21 protein-coding genes and 5 tRNA genes are annotated in these 19,007 nt (G+C 59.4%); 21 read left to right on the top strand and 5 right to left on the bottom strand.

What is annotated here, in order from left to right:
* The first annotated feature begins 25 nt into the window (after positions 1–25).
* The 5 genes from MCG44_RS02985 (at position 26) to MCG44_RS03005 (ending at position 686) form a co-directional block, all read left to right on the top strand.
* Positions 26–99: transfer RNA gene (locus MCG44_RS02985), tRNA-Gly, on the top strand.
* A gap of 3 nt (positions 100–102) precedes the next feature.
* A tRNA-Arg gene (locus MCG44_RS02990) sits at positions 103–179 on the top strand.
* Positions 180–314: 135 nt separating this feature from the next.
* A tRNA-His gene (locus MCG44_RS02995) sits at positions 315–391 on the top strand.
* Between the two features lie 65 nt (positions 392–456).
* Positions 457–531 (top strand) — tRNA-Gln (locus MCG44_RS03000).
* A 79-nt stretch (positions 532–610) separates the two neighbouring features.
* Positions 611–686 (top strand) — tRNA-Lys (locus MCG44_RS03005).
* A 294-nt stretch (positions 687–980) separates the two neighbouring features.
* Here the strand turns inward: MCG44_RS03005 and MCG44_RS03010 are convergent.
* Together MCG44_RS03010 and MCG44_RS03015 are read right to left on the bottom strand one after the other, a co-directional pair.
* The gene (locus tag MCG44_RS03010; RefSeq protein WP_240286737.1) at positions 981–1,430 is read right to left on the bottom strand and encodes a hypothetical protein; all 450 of its coding nucleotides are present in this window, start codon (positions 1,428–1,430) and stop codon (positions 981–983) included.
* A gap of 18 nt (positions 1,431–1,448) precedes the next feature.
* The gene (locus MCG44_RS03015; RefSeq protein ID WP_240286739.1) at positions 1,449–1,886 is read right to left on the bottom strand and encodes a LytTR family DNA-binding domain-containing protein; all 438 of its coding nucleotides are present in this window, start codon (positions 1,884–1,886) and stop codon (positions 1,449–1,451) included.
* A gap of 218 nt (positions 1,887–2,104) precedes the next feature.
* On the opposite strand from MCG44_RS03015, the gene MCG44_RS03020 reads away from it, so the two are divergent.
* The 5 genes from MCG44_RS03020 (at position 2,105) to MCG44_RS03040 (ending at position 5,204) form a co-directional block, all read left to right on the top strand.
* The gene (locus MCG44_RS03020; RefSeq protein ID WP_240286741.1) at positions 2,105–2,896 is read left to right on the top strand and encodes a TatD family hydrolase; all 792 of its coding nucleotides are present in this window, start codon (positions 2,105–2,107) and stop codon (positions 2,894–2,896) included.
* Positions 2,883–3,563, top strand: coding sequence for a hypothetical protein (locus MCG44_RS03025; protein WP_240286743.1), 681 nt, complete (start codon positions 2,883–2,885; stop codon positions 3,561–3,563). The genes MCG44_RS03020 and MCG44_RS03025 overlap by 14 nt, the downstream gene beginning before the upstream one ends.
* Positions 3,560–4,180: a TatD family nuclease-associated radical SAM protein gene (locus MCG44_RS03030; protein WP_186852252.1), complete on the top strand. Its 621-nt coding sequence runs from the start codon at positions 3,560–3,562 to the stop codon at positions 4,178–4,180. The genes MCG44_RS03025 and MCG44_RS03030 overlap by 4 nt, the downstream gene beginning before the upstream one ends.
* Before the next feature lie 284 nt (positions 4,181–4,464).
* Complete coding sequence (locus tag MCG44_RS03035) at positions 4,465–5,040, top strand: hypothetical protein (RefSeq protein ID WP_147571073.1); 576 nt, start codon at positions 4,465–4,467, stop codon at positions 5,038–5,040.
* A 2-nt stretch (positions 5,041–5,042) separates the two neighbouring features.
* Positions 5,043–5,204 (top strand): hypothetical protein, encoded by a 162-nt coding sequence (locus MCG44_RS03040; protein WP_186852250.1) that lies wholly within the window; start codon positions 5,043–5,045, stop codon positions 5,202–5,204.
* Between the two features lie 49 nt (positions 5,205–5,253).
* On the opposite strand, the gene MCG44_RS03045 is transcribed toward MCG44_RS03040, so the two are convergent.
* The 3 genes from MCG44_RS03045 to MCG44_RS03055 form a co-directional block, all read right to left on the bottom strand.
* Entirely contained in the window at positions 5,254–6,594 is a 1,341-nt protein-coding gene (locus MCG44_RS03045; RefSeq protein ID WP_147571072.1) for a butyryl-CoA:acetate CoA-transferase, read from the bottom strand.
* Between the two features lie 105 nt (positions 6,595–6,699).
* Positions 6,700–8,580: a DEAD/DEAH box helicase gene (locus MCG44_RS03050; RefSeq protein WP_240286745.1), complete on the bottom strand. Its 1,881-nt coding sequence runs from the start codon at positions 8,578–8,580 to the stop codon at positions 6,700–6,702.
* On the bottom strand, positions 8,567–9,163 hold the full coding sequence (locus tag MCG44_RS03055; protein ID WP_147571070.1) for a shikimate kinase: 597 nt from the start codon (positions 9,161–9,163) through the stop codon (positions 8,567–8,569). The genes MCG44_RS03050 and MCG44_RS03055 overlap by 14 nt, the downstream gene beginning before the upstream one ends.
* A 196-nt stretch (positions 9,164–9,359) precedes the next feature.
* Here MCG44_RS03055 and MCG44_RS14875 point away from each other — a divergent pair, with 196 nt between their 5' ends.
* The 11 genes from MCG44_RS14875 to rplK all read left to right on the top strand — a co-directional run bounded on the left by MCG44_RS14875 (position 9,360) and on the right by rplK (position 18,998).
* On the top strand, positions 9,360–9,494 hold the full coding sequence (locus MCG44_RS14875) for a hypothetical protein (RefSeq protein ID WP_263858374.1): 135 nt from the start codon (positions 9,360–9,362) through the stop codon (positions 9,492–9,494).
* A 59-nt stretch (positions 9,495–9,553) separates the two neighbouring features.
* Positions 9,554–10,885, top strand: a complete 1,332-nt coding sequence (locus MCG44_RS03060) for a Na+/H+ antiporter NhaC family protein (RefSeq protein WP_240286747.1) — start codon at positions 9,554–9,556, stop codon at positions 10,883–10,885.
* Positions 10,882–11,811 carry a carbohydrate kinase family protein gene (locus MCG44_RS03065; protein WP_240286749.1) on the top strand — a complete coding sequence of 310 codons (930 nt, stop codon included), beginning with the start codon at positions 10,882–10,884 and terminating at the stop codon, positions 11,809–11,811. Before MCG44_RS03060 ends, MCG44_RS03065 begins: the two co-directional genes overlap by 4 nt.
* A 29-nt stretch (positions 11,812–11,840) precedes the next feature.
* Positions 11,841–12,098, top strand: coding sequence for an HPr family phosphocarrier protein (locus MCG44_RS03070; RefSeq protein WP_147571067.1), 258 nt, complete (start codon positions 11,841–11,843; stop codon positions 12,096–12,098).
* Positions 12,099–12,112: 14 nt separating this feature from the next.
* The gene (ptsP, locus tag MCG44_RS03075) at positions 12,113–13,738 is read left to right on the top strand and encodes a phosphoenolpyruvate--protein phosphotransferase (RefSeq protein ID WP_240286751.1); all 1,626 of its coding nucleotides are present in this window, start codon (positions 12,113–12,115) and stop codon (positions 13,736–13,738) included.
* Between the two features lie 408 nt (positions 13,739–14,146).
* Complete coding sequence (locus MCG44_RS03080; RefSeq protein ID WP_240286753.1) at positions 14,147–16,711, top strand: heavy metal translocating P-type ATPase; 2,565 nt, start codon at positions 14,147–14,149, stop codon at positions 16,709–16,711.
* Complete coding sequence (locus tag MCG44_RS03085) at positions 16,708–16,971, top strand: metal-sensing transcriptional repressor (protein WP_186852243.1); 264 nt, start codon at positions 16,708–16,710, stop codon at positions 16,969–16,971. The genes MCG44_RS03080 and MCG44_RS03085 overlap by 4 nt, the downstream gene beginning before the upstream one ends.
* A 390-nt stretch (positions 16,972–17,361) precedes the next feature.
* Positions 17,362–17,529 (top strand): 50S ribosomal protein L33, encoded by a 168-nt coding sequence (rpmG, locus tag MCG44_RS03090; RefSeq protein WP_008980220.1) that lies wholly within the window; start codon positions 17,362–17,364, stop codon positions 17,527–17,529.
* A gap of 39 nt (positions 17,530–17,568) precedes the next feature.
* Entirely contained in the window at positions 17,569–17,865 is a 297-nt protein-coding gene (gene secE / locus MCG44_RS03095; protein ID WP_147571063.1) for a preprotein translocase subunit SecE, read from the top strand.
* An 11-nt stretch (positions 17,866–17,876) separates the two neighbouring features.
* Complete coding sequence (gene nusG / locus MCG44_RS03100; RefSeq protein WP_147571062.1) at positions 17,877–18,401, top strand: transcription termination/antitermination protein NusG; 525 nt, start codon at positions 17,877–17,879, stop codon at positions 18,399–18,401.
* Between the two features lie 171 nt (positions 18,402–18,572).
* Positions 18,573–18,998 (top strand): 50S ribosomal protein L11, encoded by a 426-nt coding sequence (gene rplK / locus MCG44_RS03105; protein ID WP_147571061.1) that lies wholly within the window; start codon positions 18,573–18,575, stop codon positions 18,996–18,998.
* The last annotated feature ends 9 nt before the right edge of the window (positions 18,999–19,007 follow it).

Raw genomic sequence — 19,007 nt, forward strand, 5'->3', positions numbered from 1 at the left:
GACGTGGAAGGACCGCGCCTTCTATGCGGGTGTAGTTCAATGGTAGAATCCCAGCCTTCCAAGCTGGTCGCGTGGGTTCGATTCCCATCACCCGCTCCATACGCGCCTGTAGCTCAGGTGGATAGAGCAACTGCCTTCTAAGCAGTGGGTCAGGGGTTCGAGTCCCTTCAGGCGTGCCAGTCGGAGCAGTTTTGTTCTGGACATTGTGGCGTAGTCCGCCCCTGTATTCCCCTTATCCTCTCAAGTTGGATGGTCCTCTGACAGGGCGAAGGCCCCCGGTTTTGGGAGCCAATCTGTGAACAGTCAGCGATATGGTGGGTGTAGCTCAGTTGGTTAGAGCACCGGATTGTGGTTCCGGGTGTCGAGGGTTCGAGTCCCTTTACCCACCCCAGACCAATAAGGCGTAAGGGCCGGGAGCTTCGGCTCCGGCCCTTGCCTTTTCTTCGCGGCAGATACAGGGGTGTAGCCAAGTGGTAAGGCAAGGGACTTTGACTCCCTCATTCGCTGGTTCGAGTCCAGCCATCCCTGCCAAAATCTGATGGAAACATCAGCCTCTGGCGACTCCTTATGGACTTGTGCCGGAGCCAATATTTCAAAAAAGAATATATATGACCCAGTAGCTCAGTCGGTAGAGCAACTGCCTTTTAAGCCGTGGGTCCGGGGTTCGAGTCCCCGCTGGGTCACCACGTCGGAGCAAAGTTTCTCTTTGCTCCGACACTTTTTTATGCGTGTGCAAATAGCGTTATCCCCCCGCCCACTTGCTCATCCTCTCCAAATCGCAACCGCTTGCTCCGACTTTTTTATAATTGGAACTCACCGGCTGGACCGGTGGTGATGATTCAAAAGGTAAAATACATATGTATTGCTGCACTGGGCTGCAATTTGATTTGGAATCAAAATGGGCTTTGCTGCGTATGGCTCGGAAATGTCCGACAAAACGGCAGGACATCCCGTCAGATGTCCTGCCGTAGTTTTGCCGTCTATTCATTCTGATACTGGCGCAGCCTCTCATTGAGCCGTTCGGTATCCCGCCGGAGAGCAACATGGTCAGCGAACCACATGGAAGCCAGACCGAACTCCAGAAAAAGAGCCAACAGCGCGGCACCCCACAGGGGAACGCCATCAAACCAGCCGCATAGGGCTGCCCCTCCTACGAATCCCAGATTGGATACCAGTGCCCACAGGGCGGTGCGGCGTATCAGGGCCTCGCCCTCCCATACCTCTCTCCGGGGAAAGATCCAGGACTCAAGGACAGCCACCCCCATAGATACCAGCAGCATCTCCCCCAGAACCAGGATGGGGATGGATTGCCGCCCCATAAGCCATTGGGCAATACAGTCAGTGAAAACAAGGGCCGCGGTATAGACGCCCATGTGGTACTTCATGGTGACGCCCCAGCTGTAATAGTGGATAAATTCTTCTCTGAACATAGATAACACTCCTTTCTCTCACAGTCCCAGCCGCTCCCGCAGCAGGGGCGCATAGTGGCGGGAGACCACCAGCCTCTCCTCTGTTTCCAAAGTGACCTCGATCCTCCCGCCAGGCTGACTTTTCAGGGCGCGGACACGGTGAAGATTGACGATGGACGACTTGCCTGCGCGAAAAAGGCCAAGGCTTCCATACCGCCCCTCTAGCTCCGCCAAGCTAAGAGCAGTCTGATAGACTGCCGCGGAGGTATAGAGGAAGGTGTGGTCATCCACACTCTCACAGTACACCACCTCACTGGGAGAGAGGAGGGTGACCTCGCGTCGCTCATCCCACGCACACAATTTTTGCAGGCCGGAGCGGAGAATGGACAGCACCCAGAGCATCTCCTGGTCCAAGTTGGAACAGCGCAGGATGACCTCGTTTTCCTCTAAAGGGGCGTGTTCTACTGAGATCTTCAAAAGGGACCCCTCCTTTCAACGACAGCATATCAGGCTTTGCGCCAAAGGGCAAGGGGAATACCGCTGACCTGCCTTTTTTGGGGGGCAGGAGGAAGAAGGGAGGAGTCCCCCCCATACCGACGTGAATGAAGGAGAGACAGGGGGGCCATCCACTTGCATTTTTAAGGGGATGGGAGTATGATAAAAGACACGCTTGATGAAGAAGAGAGGGGTAGCCTATGGCGGTATTCGACACCCACGCCCACTATGACTCCGGGGCCTTCAACGCCGACCGGCTGGAGGTGCTGGCCTCCATGCCGGGATGCGGGGTGGAGCTGATTTTAAATCCCGGCTGTGATTTGGAGAGCTCAAAGACGGCCCTGGAGCTGGCAGACCGCTTTCCCTATGTCTACGCGGCAGTAGGGGTCCACCCCTCCGACTGTGGAGACTGGGAAGACGGGGCTCTACTGGAGCTGCGGGCGTTGGCCGCCCACCCGAAGGTCCGGGCCATTGGAGAGATCGGACTGGACTACTACTGGAAGGATAACCCGCCTCGGGCCTTACAGCAGAATGTCTTTCGCCGCCAGCTGGAGCTGGCCCAGTCCCTCCATCTGCCCGTTATCGTCCATGACCGGGAAGCCCATCAGGACTGCCTGACCATTGTCCGGGAGTATCCCCAGGTTACCGGGGTGTACCACTGTTATTCCGGCAGTTTGGAGGACGCCAAGGTGCTGGTCAAGCTGGGATGGATGCTGTCCTTCACCGGCGTCATTACCTACAAAAACGCCAGGAAGGCCCTGGAGGTCATCGACTGGCTGCCCATGGACCGGATTATGATTGAGACTGACTCCCCCTACCTGACGCCGGAACCCTTCCGGGGCAAGCGGAACGACTCCAGCCATGTTCATCTGGTGGCGGAAGCCATCGCCCGGGCGAAGGGGCTGACTCCGGGTGAGGTGGCCCGTATCACCCTGGAGAACGGGAAACGGTTTTTTGGCATCAAAGGGGGAGAGCCTAATGAGGCGCCGTAGTATCTGGTACTGGCGCTGGGACTTACTGCTGACTGTGCTGCTGTCGGCTGGGATCGCCTTTGGAGCGCAATACCTGTACGAACAGACACTGGAGGAGGGGTACCAGGCGTATTTGGAGAAGAACGCCGCGGAAGAAGGCTCAGTCGGTGCGGTGGCCAGTGAAGATATCCCTCTGGCTGAGACCTTGGCTGATATGGAGAACAACGAGTATTTTACGATGGAGATGGACTCCATTACTCTGAATAGCAACAGCCCCGGCGGCTATATCGACGGACTATTCTGGCATATTTTCCAGTTGGAAGACGGCACACGGATCGCCGCCAAAGTCAACTCGGACAGCGTGGTATACCGGGAGGAGGGGGAGGCCCCTATGACAGCCAGCTATGCCCGCCTGCCCATCGGCACTCTGGCGCGGGAGTCCCTGACGGACGACCAGCTGGAGGAGCTGAACAAGTACCATGGAGTTACCGTGGATACCTGCTATATTGACATGGAGGGGGGCCACGCCACGGCTAGCCAGGAGGATTATGTGGAATACCACGGCCTGTTGGCCTGGGCCGCGGCCTTCGCGGCTGCCTGGATCATCATTCGGTTTGTGGGGGTGCGCACAGGTGTCTTTCCACCTATGCTGCCCAAGAAGAAAAAGGAGAGGACGGATCTACCATGACCATTACCTATGAATATGAGGACGCGCTGTATGTGAACCTGACCAACAAATGCAACTGCAACTGCGAATTCTGCCTGCGCCACGGCAGGGCGCAGGGGTCCATCTATACCGAGGACTCCCTGTGGCTGGAGCGGGAGCCTACCCGCCAGGAGGCTCTGGACAGCTTTTTGAGCCGGGATGTGTGCTCCTACCGGGAGATCGTATTCTGTGGCTATGGCGAGCCCACCTACCGCCTGGATGATATCTTGTGGCTGGTGGACGAGCTGAAGGGGCGTTTCGGGGATAAGCTGCCCCCAGTGCGTATCAACACCAATGGACACGCCAATCTGATTCTGGGCCGGGATGTGTGCCCAGAGCTAAAGGGACGCATCGATACCCTGTCTATTTCTCTCAACTCGGACAATGCGGCGGACTACACCGCCCTGTGCCACCCCGTTCAGGGGGAGGCGGCCTATCAGGCCATGCTGGATTTTGCCGGAGAGGCCAAGCACTATGTGCCCCATGTAGTGCTGACTATCGTGGACAAGGACAAGACGCAAGAGGAGATCCAGAACTGCCGGGACATCGCTGACCGGTTGGGAGTGAAGCTGCGTATCCGCAGCTTTATCGACTCCTGAACGGAGAACACCGGCGCAGCCAATAAGAAAAGGGGGCGCCCCTGTAGCGCACCCCCAAGTTGAATTTACGCGGTGAGAGCCAGCTCCTCTCTGGCCTCCCGCTCGTTATCGGCAGAGAAGCAGAACCGCCCTGCCCAGTCGTAGACCTCCACATGTCCCCGTACCCAAACGATGCTGTAATCCATAATGTTCTGCTCCTTTCTTGTCTGATCGACAACCTAAGTATAGGAAAAGAGCAGTCCCATAAAACGGACTTTTTACAGGGCGTTGAGGAGTGAGTAGACATGATCATCATAAGCGCTCTTTATTTAGTCAGCCTCTATGGGACCCAGGCCGTTTTACTGGGACCCATTCTGCTGTCGGACGGGAGTGGAGACCTGGATATCCCATGGGGACTGCTGCCGCCGGCGGTGATCGCCAACCTGATTCTTGCCGTGGTAGCCATCATCTTTCTGATCAAGCGGGTGAGGCGAGTCCAGGCAGACCTTTCCGCCCGGAGAAGGCTGAATCACTTGGCCTTGGCCATGAAGCTGCTGACCATCCCCTTTTTTATCACGCACCTGCAGATCTGGTCAATGATGTTAGCCGCCTTTCTCGTGATTCCAGGTCTGCAGATCTTGCTGCCCTTCGGATTTCTTGGCGTAGCCTTTGCCTATTCCGTGGTGCTGGCCACCTCGGCCTACTCCATCAGCGGGCTGTATGTGCAGTACCGGCTGGGCAACCTGACGGGGAAAAAGTTTGCCCGAAATGTGATTTTTCAACTGATCTTTGTGCTGGATGTAATCAGTTATCTCGTATTTTATTTCCAGATCCGCCGGTCCTGTAAGGAGCAGACGGGATGTGAGAAAGGAGAGAGCTGAAATTGGACCCGATTTTTTACACAGTTCAGAGAGTCAATGGAGATTACGCCGACCTGCTGTCTGATGGGGGGCGGGAGCACTCTATTACCATGTTCCTGCTGCCGGAGGGGACCACGGTGGGCAGCCGGTTGAAGTGGGAGGACTTTCAGTGGGAGCTGATTTGAAAAATCCCTGTGCCTTTTGGACACAGGGATTTTTTTATTAGCAAGCTTTTTACTTGTTGCTGCGCCGCCAGATGCCCATTTTCTCCGCGTCCTTGATGAGCTGTTCACGGAAATCAGGGTGGGCGATGGAGATGGCTGCCTCAGCGCGCTGCCAAGTGGACAGGCCCTTCATACATACCATTCCGTACTCAGTCACGATGTAGTGGGTGCAGGACCGGGGATCGGTGCAGATGGAGCCGGGAGTCAGAGTGGGGACGATGCGGCTCTTGACCGTGCCATCCTTGCCGGTGACGGTGGAGGACATACAGATGAAGCTCTTGCCCCCCTTGGACAGGTAAGCGCCCATGGCGAAGTCCAACTGTCCGCCAGTGCCGGAGATGTGCTTGATGCCGGCAGACTCGGCGTTGACCTGGCCGAACAGGTCCATGTCAATGGCGTTGTTGATGGAGATGAAATTGTCGATTTGGGCCATGACATGGACGTCGTTGGTATAGTCCACAGGGGCAGCCATCACGTCGGGATTGCGGTCCACGTAGTCATACAGCTTCTGGGTGCCGGCCGCAAAGGCAAAGACCTGGCGGCCTTTATCCAGCGCCTTGTGCCGTCCGGTGATCTTGCCGGCGGCGGCCATGTCCACGAAGGCGTCCACATACATCTCGGTATGGACAGACAGATCCTTTAGATCGGACTGAGCGATCATGGCGCCGATAGCGTTGGGCATACCACCGATGCCAAGCTGCAGGCAGGCACCGTTGGGAATCTGGGGCACCACCAGGTTGGCCACCGCTTTGTCCACCTCAGTAGCAGGGCCGCCGGCGCCAAGCTGGGCGATGGGGGGATTATCTCCTTCCACCACATATGTCACGTCCTGAATGTTGATTTCTGTACCAGTCAGGCCATAGACCCAGGGAAGATTTTGATTGACCTCTACGATGACGCACTTCGCCCGGGCCAGCATATCCGCCAGGTGGGAGCAGGCCAGACCAAAATTAAAGTTGCCATGCTTATCCATGGGGGTGACCTGGAGCATTACCACATCTACGGGATCCAGGTGTTCCCGGTAGAACCGGGGCAACTCGGAGTAGCGCATGGGGCTGAAATAACCCATTCCCTTGGCGATAATCTTCCGGTCGATTCCGCTGCAGTGCCAGGAGTGCCAGGCGAAGTGCTCCCCGGCGTCCTCGGCCTTGGCGATCTCGGGCATCCACATGGTGACGCCGCCCCGGACCTTGACATCGGTTAGCTCATTCTGCCGGGCGGCCAGGGCCTTGTCCAAGGCAATGGGGTGGTTGGTACACCAGGTGTAATCTACCCAGTCACCGGACTTGACCACCTTGACCGCCTCGTCGGCGGTGGTCAGCTTCTGCTGATAGAGGGCCTGATAATCCATACTGTTTTCCTCCATATTCTGTATATTAAATAGTATTTTGTAAGACAAATTGACTGGGAGCGGACATGGAAGCGGGAGAGAGCCCCTCTGCTCCGTCCACCGGGATCATCTGCCAATATCCAAGTAATAGGGCTTCATCAGGCTATGCTGCTCGGTGGAGTCCTTAGGCTGACCATTCCGGCGGGGTTCCAGTGGCTGGGAATGGCGCCTGTCGGGGCGGGAGGTCCGCTTCTTGCCGCCGGACTTCTTTTCCAGCGGGCCTTTGGGCGCAGCCCCCTTGGACTCGGACTGCTGCCCGGCGCGGGACTTGGCCTTCTGCCGGTGCTCCTGACCGGGCTGGGGGGCCGGCTGGCCCTCTCTGCTGCCATGTCCCTTGCCGGCACGGCTCTCCTTTCGGTCACTCCCGCCGCGAGACGGAACCAGGGGGGAGCGCCGGGGCGCCAGAAGCCGGGCGGTGGCGTCCATGATGACATCGCTGTCCAGAGGGTTGGGCCGGTGGAAATCGGTGCGTGGCATGGCGTCGCCGGTGTCCATCAGCGTGCCGGGACGTACTCCTCGCTTGGGTGGTTCGGAGCGGCGGATGGGACTTTCGTAATCCTGGAGGGCGGCAGGTGCGGTGCCGGGGGGCACCCCTTCAGACTGACCGGCCTTTTTCTTCCGGCGGCGGGAGCGGGAACGCTTTTCCTCCTGCTCTCCTGCCTCCTGGCCCTTCTGCTGGGCCTGGGCCGCCTTGCGCTGGAGGGTCTCCTTCTGGCTCTGGTCCCGCATCCGGCGCAGCTCTTTGGCAGCGGCCCGGGCCTCGGCGTCCTCAGCGTTGATGGGCTTGCCGTTTTTGTCCCGCTTGGGGGCCTCAAAGACCTTCATAGGCCAGGGGTGGTCCTCCACCACAGGGACCTTTCGTCCCATAAGCTTCTCAATATCCTTCAACAGGGGTTTTTCCGAGAAATCGCACAGGGCCACGGCCATGCCCTCCCGGCCCGCTCGGCCGGTGCGGCCGATGCGGTGGACATAGGTTTCCGGGACTTCGGGCAGATTGTAGTTAAAGACGTGGGACAACTCCTCGATGTCCAGCCCACGGGCGGCGATATCAGTGGCCACCAGGCATTGGATCCGGCCAGCCTTAAAGTCAGACAGAGCCTGCTGCCGGGCGGTCTGGCTCTTATTGCCGTGGATGGCGGCGGCGGGGATCCCCGCTTTGACCAAGTCCCGGGCCACCTTGTTGGCCCCATGCTTGGTCCGGGTAAAGACCAGCGCGTTCTTCACCTTCAACTGTTCCACCAGAAGCGCCAGAAGCTGGGTCTTATTGCCCCGGTCTACGAAGTATACGGTCTGGTGGATGGCATCCACCGGGGAGGATACCGGATCTACCGCGACCTTGACCGGATCCTTCAGCAGAGAGTTTACCAGCTCGGTAATCTCCGGGGGCATGGTAGCAGAGAAAAAGAGCGTCTGCTTCTTTTGGGGCAGCCACTTGAGTATTTTTTTCACGTCGTGGATAAAGCCCATATCCAGCATCCGGTCGGCTTCGTCCAGGACAAAAATTTCCAGATGATTGGCGGAGATCAGCCCCTGGTCGTGGAGATCAATGAGCCGGCCCGGAGTGGCTACCAGGATATCCACCCCCCGCTTCAGCGCCTCGGCCTGGGGGGCTTGACCCACGCCGCCGAAAATGACGGTGTGGCGCAGCTTCAGATACTTGCCGTAGGCCGCAAAGCTCTCTCCGATCTGGATGGCCAGCTCGCGGGTAGGGGTGAGGATCAGGGCACGGATCGGACGGCCGGCGGCGGGAGAGGCGGCCAGCCGCTGGAGAATGGGGGCGGCAAAGGCGCAGGTTTTGCCCGTGCCAGTCTGGGCACAGCCCAGTACGTCCCGGCCCTTCAAGGCAGGGGGAATGGCCTTCTCCTGGATGGGAGAGGGCTTGGCATAGCCCTGCTCCTCCAGGGCACGCAGGATGGGGGCGTTGAGCCCCAAATCACGAAATGTCATTGGATCCTTCCTTTTCTGATTCAGAACGGAGCCGGATCGCTGCCGTCTGGCCCACATTGACCCCGTGGGCTGGGGCAGAGAGGTCCTGGGACAGACAGTCCAGAACCGCACCCGTAGTCTGGGCAAGAGTCTGACCAGGCAGGCAATCGACGATGAGATCGGCATATTTTTCATAAAGGGGGCCTCGATAGGCCATTAAATCCGCCAGGCCCTGTCCCGGAGCCATGGCAATGCCCCGGGTGGCCAGATCCTGGATGCGGCGGTCCAGCTCCTCCAGAGGGACGCGGAGATAGATGACCCGTCCCAGTTCCTTCAAATACAGCGCGCCTTTTTCCCGGCATACCGCGCTTCCCCCTGGGGCAATGACCGCGTTCTGACACTGGAGGGAGAGAACAGCTTCCTCCTCCGCGTCCAGAAAAGCCTCGGCCCCCTGAGTATCCAGGATTTCTTGAAGAAGGGCGCCCTCCCGCCGCTGGATGACCAGATCTACATCGACAAAGCTCAACCCCAGGGCCTTGGCCAGCAGAACCCCCACAGTGCTTTTGCCAGAACCAGGCATACCGATGAGTACGAGGTTGTCCAAAAAGATTCCGCCTTTCCCTATTATAATATGCTCCAGTATGCCAAGGGCATAGGAACGATTCCAGGGAGAGGGAGGCGCACAACAAAATGGTCGGACAGCGGCCCGGCCCCGAAAAATAGTATTGTCCCATATGCTCTGAGAATTTATTATACCATACCTTTTTTGGAAAAGAAAGGGGGGACAGGACGAAAAGGAAATGGTGGGCCATGCTGAAAAACCGGATGACACTGGAGCGAAAAAATGCTATAATGGCGGCAAACAGGCGGGACACAACGGGACTGACAGCCCTGAGGAGGGGACCGAGCGGACCGACGGCATGGCACGATTGTAGTATTGCGGGATGAAAAAGTGTCCCATCTCGGGCGGAGAGGGATAAAAGGGGAGAAAAAAGTGGATCTTTTTGCGGCGTTTGGGGTGTTCCTGGCTTGTGTGGCCTGCTGTATGGTCATGGGGCTGCCCCAGTTTTTGGCCCTGCTGGTGGGGCTGGTGTGCTTTTTCCTGGTCGGGCTGCACCGGGGACACCGGGCGGCTGACCTGGTCCAAATGACCCTGACTGGAATGAAGACCTCAGTAAAGGTGCTGCGTATCCTGGTCCTGATCGGGCTGCTCACCGCCCTGTGGCGGGCGGGGGGGACGGTGGCCTTCTTCGTCTGGGGAGGCGCACAACTCATCACACCCAGGACCTTCATCTTGGTGGCCTTTTTGCTGCCAGCCCTGTTCAGCTTGGCCTTTGGCAGTTCCTTCGGTGTAGTGGGCACCGCGGGAGTGATCCTGATGGCCATCGCCCGCAGCGGCGGGGCCGATCTAACCGTCACCGCCGGGGCTATCATATCCGGGATCTATGTGGGAGAGCGGCTGTCCCCCGCTTCCTCCTCCGCGGCGCTGACAGCGGCGGTGTCAGGGGCGGAGCAGAGGGCCTTTCAGCACGAGATGTGGCGCGCTACCCCTCTGCCCATGGCTTTGTCGCTGGCTGTCTACGGTGTCCTATCCATCCTGTGTCCCATCCGGCAGGTAGACAGCCGCATCATCGAGGCTTTAGAGAGCGGCTTTCAGTTGAGCTGGGTGACACTTCTTCCAGCCGCCGCCGTGCTCCTTCTGCCCTGGCTCAAAATAAGCGCGTTCCTGTCCATCGCTGTCAGCTGTGTCCTGGCCGCCATCTGCGCCCTGTTCGTCCAAGGGATGGATTTGGGTGAACTGCTGCTGGCCTGTCTGGCGGGCTACCAGACAGCTCAACCGGGTCTGGCGGACATTATGGCCGGCGGAGGCCTGAGTTCCATGATCAACGTCGTGCTGACTGTGGTCCTGTCCTGCGCCTATTCTGGTATCTTCAACGGGACCGGGCTGCTGGATCCGGTGACTGACCGGGTGGGGCATCTGGTAGACCGGGTAGGTCTGTTCCCCGTCCACATCCTGCTGTCCTTTGGCTGCTGCGGCCTGTTCTGTAACCAGGCTGTGGGCATTGTGATGGGGGCCCAACTGATGGAGGGGGAGTACCGCCGGCGGGGCCTGGATTCCATGGAACTGGCGGTCAATCTCGGAAATTCTGTGCTTAATCTAGCCGGTCTGGTGCCCTGGGCCATCTCCGCCAGCGTCCCGCTGACCACCCTTGGGGTGGGAGCGTCAGCGCTGCCCCTGGCGGTCTACCTCTATCTGGTGTCCCTGTGCTGGTGGGCTTGCCTGGTCTGGAAGGAAAAGAAGAGAAAGAAGGCGGCGGCATTATGAGAGATATCATAAGCGTTGGAGAGGTCCTCATCGACCTGACCCAGACGGGAACAACAGATCAGGGAATCCCAGCCTTTTCCGCCAATCCAGGAGGAGCCCCCGCCAATGTGGCGGTAGCGGCGGCGCGGCTGGGGGCGGAGACCGCCTTTTTTGGAAAAGTGGGCCGGGACAGCTTTGGCGCCTACCTGCGCCGGGTGCTGGAGGAAAATGGCGTGGACTGCTCCGGCCTGCGGACGGGCAGCCAGCCCACCACCCTGGCTGTGGTGTCGGTAGACTCGCGGGGAGAGCGGGACTTTCAGTTCATCCGGGGGGCCGACTGCACTTTAAGCCCGGAGGAGGTGGATGAGGAGGCTCTGGGCCGCACCAAATTTCTCCATTTTGGCTCGGTGAGCCTGACGGCGGGACTGGAGCGAAACGCTACCATTTTCGCTGCCCGCCACGCCCACCGAGCGGGCGTCCTGGTCAGCTATGACCCCAACTATCGGGCGCCCCTGTGGAAGAATCCAGAGGAGGCCGCCCAGTGGATGGCCATACCTCTGCCCCTGGTGGATGTGATCAAGCTGTCAGAGGAGGAGCTCCCCCTCCTCACCGGCACGCGGGACCCAGAGGAGGGCAGCCGCCTGTTGGAAGAGCGGGGCATTTCCCTGATCTTGGTCACGCTGGGGGAGCGGGGGGCCTTCTGCCGCTGGCGGGGAGAGAGCTTTTCTGTCCCCGGTGCCTCGGTCCAGGTCGCTGACACCAACGGAGCCGGAGATACCTTCCTGGGGGCTGTGCTGGCCCGGCTGTGCAGCCGGGGAAGGGAGCCGATGGCGGGGCTGACGGCAGAGGAGCTGCGGGACATTCTGACCTATGCCAACCGAGCGGCTGCCATCACCTGCTCCAGAAGCGGAGCGATCCCGGCTATGCCCAGGGCGGAGGAACTGTGAGTCTTGAGGGAAAAGGAGAGAGTGACCAGGTGAAGCAGTTTCCGTACACGGTAAAGGACCCGCTGGGCCTCCATGCCCGGCCTGCTGGCCTATTGGTCCAGACAGCCAGAGGCCTGGACAGCACGGTTGCCATAATCAAAGGAGGGACAGCGGTGGAGGCTACCCGGATCATCGCCTTGATGACATTGGGCGTGCGCCAGGGGGATCAGATCACCGTGACCGTCCAAGGGGGAGATGAGGAGAGGTCCATAGCGGTCCTGGAGCGTTTTTTCCGGGAGAACCTGTAAAGGAGGCTGGTTTCATGGAGGCGATCAGGGGGACATGGAGCATCGGCGGAATTGCCTTAGGTCCCATCCGCATCTGTCCCCGAATGGGCCGAACTGATACAGCCGGGCCGACATTGTCCCCGGAGGAGGAGCTGAACCGCTTTGAGGCCGCCCGGCGCGGCGCCATAGACCAGCTGGAGGACCTCTATGGACGGGCCTTGGACCAGACGGGGATGGAGGCGGCTGCCATTTTCCGCATCCACCAGATGCTGCTGGAGGACCCGGATTACCAGGAGGCGGTGCACACCTCCATTCGCCGGGGAGAGGGAGCTTGCCGAGCGGTTCAGAGGGCGGGAGCGCGGTTCACCGCCCTCTTTTCCGCTATGGAGGACGAGTATATGCAGGCCAGGGCCGACGACATGAGGGACATTACGCACCGGGTGGCGGACCTGCTTACCGGAGTCCGGGAGGAGGACTTGCTGGGCGGGGAGCCGTCCATTCTGGCGGCAGAGGAATTGTCCCCCAGCCAGTTGATCGGACTGGACCGGGACAAGCTGTTGGGGCTGGTTACCCGAGATGTGGGGGCCAGCAGCCATACCGCGATCCTGGCCCGGGCCATGGGCGTCCCGGCTGTGATGGGGGTAGAAATCCAGGAGGACTGGCAGGGAAGAACAGCCATGCTGGATGGAGACCGGGGCTGGCTGTACCTTGACCCCACAGAGCAGATAGTGGAGGAGGGGGAGCAGATGGCCCGTAAGGGCAGGGAGGAGCGGCTGCGGTTAAACCAGTGGAGAGACCGGGATACAGTTACTTTGGATGGCCGGGAGATGCCGCTGCTGGCCAATATTGGCAGCGGCGCTGAGGGGGAGCTGGCCCGGCAGAAGGGCGCCCAGGGCGTGGGGCTGTTCCGAAGTGAGTTCCTCTTCCTGGACCGGGATACCTGTCCGGATGAGGAGGAACAGTTTGCCGCCTATTCCCAGGTGGTGCGGGCGATGGCTGGCCGGCCGGTGGTCATCCGGACCTTGGATGTGGGGGGAGACAAACAGGCCCCCTGTCTGGGGCTTGAGGGGGACAGCTCCCCCTTGGGATGCCGGGGTATCCGGCTGTCCCTAGCCCGTCCCGACCTGTTTCGCCCACAGCTCCGGGCTATTCTCCGGTCTGGTGCTCTGGGACCAGTTTCCCTGATGCTGCCCATGGTGACAGCCCCGTGGGAGGTCCGGAGGGCAAGGGAGATCCTGGAGGAGTGCCGAAGTGAGTTGCAGAGCCAGGGCTGGGAGCCGGGAGAAGTGAGAGTGGGGATCATGGTGGAAACGCCTGCCGCCGTTGTGCTGGCGGATGAGCTGGCCTTAGAGGCGGACTTTTTTTCCCTGGGGACCAACGATTTGACCCAGTATACTCTGGCGGCAGATCGATGCCGCACCGGCGGCGCTTACGATCCCCGGCACCCAGCCGTTTTGCGGATGATCCGCCACACCGTGGAGGCGGGACACCGGCACGGGCTCCGGGTGTCGATCTGTGGAGATCTGGGGGCAGATCCTGATTTGACGGAGACCTTCCTCCGGATGGGGGTGGACAGCTTGTCCATATCCCCAGAGTTCATTCTGCCCTTAAGAGAATTGATTAGCGGTCTGGATTTATCCGAAGACCGTCCAGCGGAGTAACAGACTAAGGAGCCGCGCGGTGTACAGCCGTGCGGCTCTTTTGATAAGATCCGGAAAAACGCCCATACTATCCTCTTGACAAAGCTGAGATGTCAGGGTATGATATATACACCCCACCCAGGGGGGGTATAAATAAGCCGGCGATACCTTGGAAAGCGATATCTTTGAGCGGCAAAGCTGGAGGATATGGTGGAGCGAGGACAGGAAGCAGGAATTCAATCAAACAGGCAGCGCCTGCTCCGTTTCCCATTCAGACCGTTCTATTTGAATGGTGGCACGCGCACTGTAATCTCTAAGGCAGCAGAGCCGCCCCCGAAAATCCTCCGCTCCGAATTTGTGCCGCCTCCGCAGTGTGGAGCGCGGCGCACCCCATATGGGCGGAGGGGGACAGCGCAACGAGGTGATACGATGAAGCAAAAATTCAATATCACAGGCATGACCTGTTCCGCCTGCTCCGCCCATGTGGAGAAGGCGGTCAGCAAGATGGAGGGCGTCAGAAGTGCCGCGGTCAGTCTGATGACCAACTCCATGGTAGCGGAGTACGACGAAGGTGTCGTCACGGCACAGGATATCATTCAGGCGGTCACCGCCTCTGGCTATGGCGCCTCCCTGCCCCAGGAAAAAGGAAAGGCGGCTGCCCCGCAAAAAGACGACACCATGGAACGGGAGCTGGCCTCTATGAAGCACCGGCTGATCTGGTCCTTCGTCTTTCTCATTCCCCTATTCTATATCTCAATGGGCCACATGATGGGCGCTCCCCTGCCTGCCTTCCTGCTGGGACATGAGAACGCCGTAGCCTTCGGGCTGACCCAGCTGCTCCTTACTCTGCCTATCATGTATCTCAACGATAAGTATTACAAGGTGGGCTTTAAAACGCTCTGGCATCGGGCGCCCAACATGGACTCCCTGATCGCCGTGGGCTCCATCGCCGCGGTTATCTATGGCGTGTTCGCCATTTACCAGATGGGCTATGGACTGGGCCACGGGGATATGGAGCGGGTGGCCCGCTACCACATGGACCTGTATTTCGAGTCTGCTGGAATGATCCTGACCCTGATTACCCTGGGGAAATTTTTGGAGACCCGCTCTAAGGGCAAGACCAGCCAGGCTATCACCCGCCTGATGGACCTGGCGCCCAAGACGGCCTCTGTCCTTCGGGGCGGGGTGGAGGTGGAGATTCCCGTGGAAGAGGTCCAGGTGGGGGACCGAGTGGTGGTCCGGCCGGGCCAGTCCATCCCAGTGGACGGCGTGATTGTAGAGGGCCAATCCGCTGTGGATGAGTCTGCCCTCACCGGGGAGTCTCTCCCTGTGGACAAATCTGTGGGGGATAAGGTGGCCGCCGCTTCCATCAACAAATCCGGTTTCTTTACCTTTGAGGCCAGCCGGGTGGGGGAGGATACCACTCTGGCTCAGATGATCCGACTGGTGGAGGAGGCTTCTGCCTCCAAGGCTCCCATCGCCAAGCTGGCGGATAAGGTAGCCGGTGTCTTTGTCCCGGTGGTAATGCTGATCGCCGCGGTCACCGCCGTCGTTTGGCTGGTTGTCACCGGCGGGGACGTGACAAAAGCTCTCACTGCCGGCGTGGCGGTGCTGGTCATTTCCTGCCCCTGTGCCTTGGGGCTGGCCACCCCCGTGGCCATTATGGTGGGGACCGGAAAGGGAGCGGAAAACGGCATCCTCATCAAATCCGCTGAGGCGCTGGAGACCCTCCACACCATTGATACGGTGGTACTGGACAAGACCGGCACCCTGACCCAGGGAAAGCCGGTGGTGACCGATATCCTGCCGGCGGCTGATCTGGAGGAGGACGGCCTGCTGACCTTGGCAGCCTGTTTGGAGGGGCCGTCGGAACATCCTCTGGCTGCCGCCATCGTAGAGGAGAGCAGGAGCAGGAAATTGCCCATCACTTCGGTGGGCAACTTTGAGGCCGTCCATGGCCGAGGGGTGCGGGCAACCATCAGAGACCGATACTTCCTGGGGGGAAACCGGGCGATGATGGAGGAGGCTGGAGTGGACCTGGCCGAATTTGGGGTCCAGGCGGACACTCTGGCCGCCCAGGGAAAGACGCCTCTGTACTTTGCGGACGGGGAGCGGGTGCTGGGCCTTATCGCGGTAGCGGACACCCCCAAACCCTCCAGCGCGGCCGCCGTGGCAGCTTTCCGGACGCTGGGGCTGGACGTGGTTATGCTCACCGGCGACAACCGGCGCACTGCCGACGCCATTGGCAAAGAGCTGGGGGTGACCCAGGTGATGGCCGAGGTTCTGCCCCAGGACAAGGAGCGGAAGGTAAAGGAGCTCCAGGATCAGGGCAGGAAAGTGGCCATGGTGGGCGACGGCATCAACGACGCCCCCGCCCTGGCCAGGGCGGATGTGGGACTGGCCATCGGAGCCGGGACTGACGTGGCCATCGAAAGCGCGGACATCGTGCTGATGAAGTCTGACCTGCTGGACGCGGCCTCCGCAGTGGAGCTGTCCCGGGCCACCATCCGAAACATCAAAGAAAACCTGTTCTGGGCATTTTTCTATAACTCGCTGGGTATTCCTCTGGCTGCCGGTGTATTTTACACCACCCTCCATTGGCAGCTCAATCCCATGTTTGCCGCTGCCGCCATGAGCCTAAGCTCGGTCTGCGTAGTGACAAATGCCCTGCGCCTGCGCTTTTTCAAAAGCAAATTCAAATCCCCGCCCACAGAGGAGCGGAGCGCCCGGGAGGGAGCCTGCCCCCTGGAGATAAAGGAAACAGAGCAAGGAGGAACAGAAACGATGAACAAGACCATGATAATCGAGGGCATGATGTGCGGCCACTGCACCGGACGGGTGGAGAAGGCCCTGTCCGCCATTGACGGAGTGGACAAGGTAGAGATGAGTCTGGAGGATAAGTCCGCCGTTTTGTCCCTATCTAAGGAAGTGGATGACAAGGTGCTTACCGACGCCGTCACCGAGGCAGGCTATGAGGTGGTGTCTGTCAAGTGAAGGCAGACCACGCCCAGGTGAACCGGCTGCTAAAGACCGCCCGCGGGCAGATCGACGGCATTTTGAAGATGGTGGAGGAGGACCGCTACTGCCTGGATGTATCCAGCCAGATCATGGCCGCCCAGTCCATCCTGAAAAAGGCCAACCGGATGGTGCTCAGGGCCCATATGGACTGCTGCGTCCGGGAGGCGGCCGCCTCCGGCGACCCGGACGCCAAGCTGGAAGAGCTGGCTGCCCTGCTGGATAAGCTGGCGGACTGAAGCGAATATTTGAGTAGACTGCGGCGGCGGGTCCTACAAATAGGGGCCCGCCGCCCATCCCGTTTCTTACCTTAACTTATAAAAAATAAAAAATAGCTTGACGAATAGCGGGAAAGATGATATAGTATCCCATACCTGTGAAAAGGGGCTTTTTTGTCGTGCGCATTTTTACGGTGTTTGACGTCCGACCCCCTTGGCCATACTTGGAACACAGGGAGGCAACAGAGCCGGATCCCACCGTAGACCATGGCGTATTGCGCCCTTGTGTCGCTGGATCTGGCAATATGGCCGGGTCCGGCGTTTTCTGTTTTAGGAACGCTTTTTCTCCCGTCCGACTCAACGCGGGCCGCTGCGGCGGTCCCTGTAAATTCAAAAGGAGGTGCCGAACAAATGGCAAGCAAAGCCGGCGCGCGCATTAAGATCACCCTGCGGTGCTCTGAGTGCAAGCAGAGAAACTACAACACCATGAAGAACAAGAAGAATACCCCTGACCGCCTGGAGCTGAACAAATACTGCCCCTTCTGCAGAAAGCACACCGTCCACAATGAGACCAAGTAATTGGAGCCTCACAGGCTGAAAGGAAAGAAGGGTAGCAACATGGCTGAGAACGAGAAGCTGGAGCAGACTGCCCAGACTGCTTCTGACAAGGCCGACAAGGCCAAGAAGGACAAGAAGTCCGAGAAAAAGTCCAAGCCCGGCGTCTTTGCCCGCATTGGCAAGTGGCTCAAGGATATGAAGAGCGAGCTGAAGAAAGTCCAGTGGCCCACCCGCAAGCAGACGGTCAACAACACCCTGATCGTCATCGCCTGTGTGGTCGTGGTTGGCATCTTTATCTGGCTGTTTGACCTGGTGGCCAACAAGGGGATCGGCCTGATCCTTTCCCTGCTGGGCTGAGGGCGCGGACTATGGCTGACAACGCGAACTGGTATGTGGTACACACCTATTCCGGGTATGAGAATACGGTGAAGGCCACCATCGAGAAGTATGTGGAGAACCGCAACATGAGAGATCTGATCCACGAGATCAGCATCCCCATGGAAACGGTTACCGAGATTACCGACAACGGTCCCAAGGACGTGGAGCGGAAGGTCTTTCCCGGCTATGTCCTGGTCAAGATGGTGATGAACGACGAGACCTGGCACGTGGTGCGCAATATCCGCGGCGTCACCGGATTTTTGGGCGAGGGCAATAAGGCCATCCCCCTGTCTGAAGACGACGTGGCTGCCCTTGGGGTGGAGAAGCGCGAGATCGTAGTCAGCTATCAGCTGGGCGACACGGTCAAGATCACCGAGGGCGCCCTGGAGTCCTTCCTGGGCACCGTGGAAGAAATTGACCTGGAGCGCGGCAAGGTTAGGGTGGTAGTGTCCATGTTTGGACGCGAGACCCCCGTGGAGCTGGAGCTGGACCAGGTGGAGCCCGCAAATTCCTGACAATGACCGACTGGACGCAGGATGCGGCGGCTATGGCGCGCCGCATGCTTCAGGTTGGGTCATAAATGGCGCACCAGGGTCGCCGCGCCCTACAAAAGCGGCCCGCACAAGTGGGAGGAGCGATTACCGCTCCGCCAAACGACCACATTTTTCAAATGGAGGTGCTCTTTCGTGGCACAGAAAGTAACTGGATATGTAAAACTTCAGATCCCCGCCGGCAAGGCGACTCCCGCCCCCCCTGTTGGCCCCGCTCTGGGCCAGCACGGCGTGAATATCGCCGCCTTTACCAAGGAGTTCAACGAGCGCACCAAGAACGACGTGGGTATGATCATCCCCGTTATCATCACCGTATACGCCGATCGCTCCTTTACCTTTATCACCAAGACTCCTCCCGCCCCCGTGCTGATCAAGAAGGCCTGTAATCTGGAGAAGGCCTCCGGCGTGCCCAATAAGAACAAAGTGGCCACCATCAGCAAGGAAGACGTCCGCAAGATCGCCGAGATCAAGATGCCCGACCTGAACGCCGCCTCCATCGAGGCCGCTATGAGCATGATCGCCGGCACCGCCCGTTCCATGGGCATCCTGGTGGGCGAGTAAGGAGGGTTA

This window comes from Lawsonibacter sp. OA9 (assembly GCF_022440585.1).

What these genes read in the sequence shown, in the direction of transcription:
- MCG44_RS03010 (WP_240286737.1), bottom strand. Translation starts at nt 1,430, where the DNA reads ATGTTCAGAGAAGAATTTATCCACTATTACAGCTGGGGCGTCACCATG.
- MCG44_RS03020 (WP_240286741.1), top strand. Translation starts at nt 2,105, where the DNA reads ATGGCGGTATTCGACACCCACGCCCACTATGACTCCGGGGCCTTCAAC.
- MCG44_RS03025 (WP_240286743.1), top strand. Translation starts at nt 2,883, where the DNA reads ATGAGGCGCCGTAGTATCTGGTACTGGCGCTGGGACTTACTGCTGACT.
- MCG44_RS03030 (WP_186852252.1), top strand. Translation starts at nt 3,560, where the DNA reads ATGACCATTACCTATGAATATGAGGACGCGCTGTATGTGAACCTGACC.
- MCG44_RS03035 (WP_147571073.1), top strand. Translation starts at nt 4,465, where the DNA reads ATGATCATCATAAGCGCTCTTTATTTAGTCAGCCTCTATGGGACCCAG.
- MCG44_RS03045 (WP_147571072.1), bottom strand. Translation starts at nt 6,594, where the DNA reads ATGGATTATCAGGCCCTCTATCAGCAGAAGCTGACCACCGCCGACGAG.
- MCG44_RS03050 (WP_240286745.1), bottom strand. Translation starts at nt 8,580, where the DNA reads ATGACATTTCGTGATTTGGGGCTCAACGCCCCCATCCTGCGTGCCCTG.
- MCG44_RS14875 (WP_263858374.1), top strand. Translation starts at nt 9,360, where the DNA reads ATGGTGGGCCATGCTGAAAAACCGGATGACACTGGAGCGAAAAAATGC.
- MCG44_RS03065 (WP_240286749.1), top strand. Translation starts at nt 10,882, where the DNA reads ATGAGAGATATCATAAGCGTTGGAGAGGTCCTCATCGACCTGACCCAG.
- ptsP (WP_240286751.1), top strand. Translation starts at nt 12,113, where the DNA reads ATGGAGGCGATCAGGGGGACATGGAGCATCGGCGGAATTGCCTTAGGT.
- MCG44_RS03080 (WP_240286753.1), top strand. Translation starts at nt 14,147, where the DNA reads ATGAAGCAAAAATTCAATATCACAGGCATGACCTGTTCCGCCTGCTCC.
- rpmG (WP_008980220.1), top strand. Translation starts at nt 17,362, where the DNA reads ATGGCAAGCAAAGCCGGCGCGCGCATTAAGATCACCCTGCGGTGCTCT.
- secE (WP_147571063.1), top strand. Translation starts at nt 17,569, where the DNA reads ATGGCTGAGAACGAGAAGCTGGAGCAGACTGCCCAGACTGCTTCTGAC.
- nusG (WP_147571062.1), top strand. Translation starts at nt 17,877, where the DNA reads ATGGCTGACAACGCGAACTGGTATGTGGTACACACCTATTCCGGGTAT.